Genomic DNA, 3,199 nt, shown 5'->3' on the forward strand with positions numbered 1-3,199 from the left:
ATTAACAACAATTTCTCATCTCAAAGGTATACAAGGGAAAGGTATATTTGCCCGTCCTTGTATTAACAAAGAACTGCTAGTGCAATACCGCGAGGGTTTGATTGTTACCAGCGGATGTCGTGCGGGTGAAGTCCCCCAGATGATTCTGCAAAACAAGCTGCAAGAAGCACGCGATTGCGCCAAATGGTACAAACAAACTTTTGGCGATGATTATTATTTAGAAATTCAAGACCACGGTTATATAGAAGACCGCATGGTTAATGTCGAACTGGTCAAAATTGGCAAAGAACTCGATATTAAAATTGTCGCGACAAACGATTCCCATTTTACATCTTGCTCGGATGTAGAAGCGCACGACGCACTGTTATGTATTAATACTGGGGATCTTTTTGCAGATGAAAATCGCAAGCTGCGATATAGCGGAACGGAATATCTCAAATCAGCAGACGAGATGAAACATCTGTTTCGAGATCATTTGCCGGATGATGTAATTGCAGATGCGATCGCCAATACATTAGAAGTAGCAGAAAAAGTCGATTTTTACCATATTATGGGGGAACCGCGCCTTCCCAATTATCCGGTTCCCAAAGACCACACACCAGACACCTACGTACAGGACAAAGCTTGGGAAGGACTGCTAGAACGCCTCCAAGTTAAAGCCCGTAGCGATGTCAAGCCCGTATACGCAAAACGATTGATGTACGAGCTGAAAATGATTGAACAGATGGGATTTTCTACCTACTTTTTAGTTGTTTGGGATTATATCAATTTTGCCAGAAGCAAAGGTATTCCAGTTGGGCCAGGAAGAGGAAGCGCCGCCGGTTCTCTAGTTGCTTATGCTTTGCGAATTACTAATATTGACCCGGTGCATCACGGCTTATTATTCGAGCGCTTCTTGAATCCGGAACGCAAATCCATGCCTGATATAGATACGGATTTTTGTGTGGAAAGGCGAGATGAAGTAATTGACTATGTTACAGACAGGTATGGCAAAGATAAGGTAGCCCAAATAATCACTTTTAACCGCATGACTTCTAAGGCTGTTTTGAAAGATGTCGCCAGAGTTTTGAATATTGACTATGGCGAATCTGACAAAATGGCTAAATTAATTCCCGTATCGCGAGGTAAACCGGAAAAACTGGCGGTGATGATTTCCGATAAAACGCCGGAACCGAGTTTTAAAGCGGCTTATGAAAATGATCTAGTTAAGCCGAAAGACCGGAATGGGAATGTTAGCGAATTCACTTTTCGCCAGTGGGTGGATATGGCAATTCGCATTGAAGGTACAAACAAAACTTTTGGTGTCCATGCGGCGGGAATTGTCATTTCAGCCGAACCTTTAGATGAGGTTGTCCCGCTACAGCTGAATAACGACGGCGCTGTGATTACCCAGTATTCTATGGAAGAGTTAGAATCGCTGGGTTTGTTAAAAATGGATTTCTTGGGTTTAAAGAACTTGACTACAATCCAAAAGACTTTGGAATTAATTCAGAAAAACCGCAAAATTAAAATCGACCCCGATGCTATCACGCTAGACGAAAGAAAAAATCATGAAATTTTATCAAAGGGGGAGGTTAAGAAGCCTGGTAGTGAGTTTAAAACTACTTATCAGGTTTTGGAAAGAGGGGATTTAGAAGGAATATTTCAGTTGGAATCTTCCGGGATGCGTCAGGTAGTTAAAGACTTGAAGCCATCGAGTATAGAAGATATTTCTTCAATTCTAGCTCTTTATCGTCCGGGGCCATTGGATGCGGGACTGATTCCCAAATTTATCGATCGCAAACACGGTCGAGAAGCAATTGTTTACGAACATCCGCTATTAGAACCTATTCTCGAAGAAACTTATGGCGTGCTTGTTTATCAAGAGCAAATCATGAAAGTTGCTCAAGATTTGGCAGGCTATTCTTTGGGACAAGCCGATATATTGCGCCGCTGTTTAAGTGGATCGACAAAAATAATTGATGCGGCAACTGGCGATTTGGTTACTTTAAGTGAGATAGCTGCCAAACCTGAGTATTGGTTAGGGCGGAAAGTCTTTTCCCTCGATTTGACAACTCAGAAAATTACTCAACAACCGATTATTGAAATTCATAATAACGGCGTGCGGGATGTCTGGGAGATTACTACTAAAACTAACCGTCAAATCAAAGCGACAGACGATCACCTTTTCTATACGCTTTTGGGATGGAAACCTCTCAATAATTTCAAAGTAGGCGATCGCATAGCTTTGACAAAGACAATTCCCATTACTCACACCTCAGAAATTTCAGATGCTCAAATCAAGCTGACTGCGTATTTAATTGGCGATGGACATCTTTCTACTAGACAACCTTCTAGTAGCTATTTCTGCAATAGCGATCCGGAATTGATTGCTGATTTTAATAATTGTGCGGAAGAATTATTTGGCTCACCCGCACCGTTGGATACTCAATTCCATTTGGGTCGCAAGTCTGTAACTTACGCCCGGATTGGTTTTGTTTCGGCTTTTAATCACTGGGTAGACAACCACATAAAACGCGCTCATTCAAGGGATAAAGAAATTCCTGGCTGGGTTTTCTCTTTATCCAAGAATCAGTTACAGCTTTTTTTGGCAACTTTGTGGTCAACTGACGGCAGTTTTGATACTGCGATCGGTCATACAGATTACACATCAACATCAAAAATTTTAGTCAGACAAATTCAACACTTATTACTGCGTTTGGGTATTGTTGCTTTGTTTGACGTTAAAAGAATCACCTATCAAGGTAAGCCTCACGTTTCTTATCGAGCGCAAATCACAGGACGTGAGGATATGCTGAAGTTTTGCGAATTGATTCAACCCTATCTCAGTAGCTATAAACGCCAAAAAGCACAAGCTTGTTATTTGATTGTAAAAGATAAGCTAGCCAATCAATCTAAGCATACAATTCCACCCGAAGTTATTACGCTAATTGCCAACGCTAAAAAAGCTAGTGGCATGACTTGGGAGGAAATTGACTGTGCTGTGGGAGCAACAAAAGGAGCAATGTCTTCTGGTTTGAATTTCCAGAAAACTCCAACTAGAAGTTTATCTCGTCATCGAGTTCGCAATTTTGCGATCGGTTTCCAGCACTCGGAGTTGAGAACGATCGCAGATTCGGAAGTATTTTGGGATGAAATTGTTTCGATTCAATACGCTGGCAAGGAAGAAGTATTCGATCTTACTATTCCGAAAAATCAT

Annotated in this window: 1 protein-coding gene; it reads left to right on the forward strand. The window is 41.5% G+C overall.

Features of this window, described 5'->3' with window-relative positions; all coding sequences use genetic code 11:
- The coding region (gene dnaE / locus H6S82_RS25640; protein ID WP_191056917.1) for a DNA polymerase III subunit alpha at positions 1 to 3,199 on the forward strand (3,199 nt) is incomplete at both ends.

Origin of the sequence: Planktothrix sp. FACHB-1355 (assembly GCF_014748295.1) — a bacterium.
Lineage (GTDB): Bacteria > Cyanobacteriota > Cyanobacteriia > Cyanobacteriales > Aerosakkonemataceae > Aerosakkonema > Aerosakkonema funiforme_A.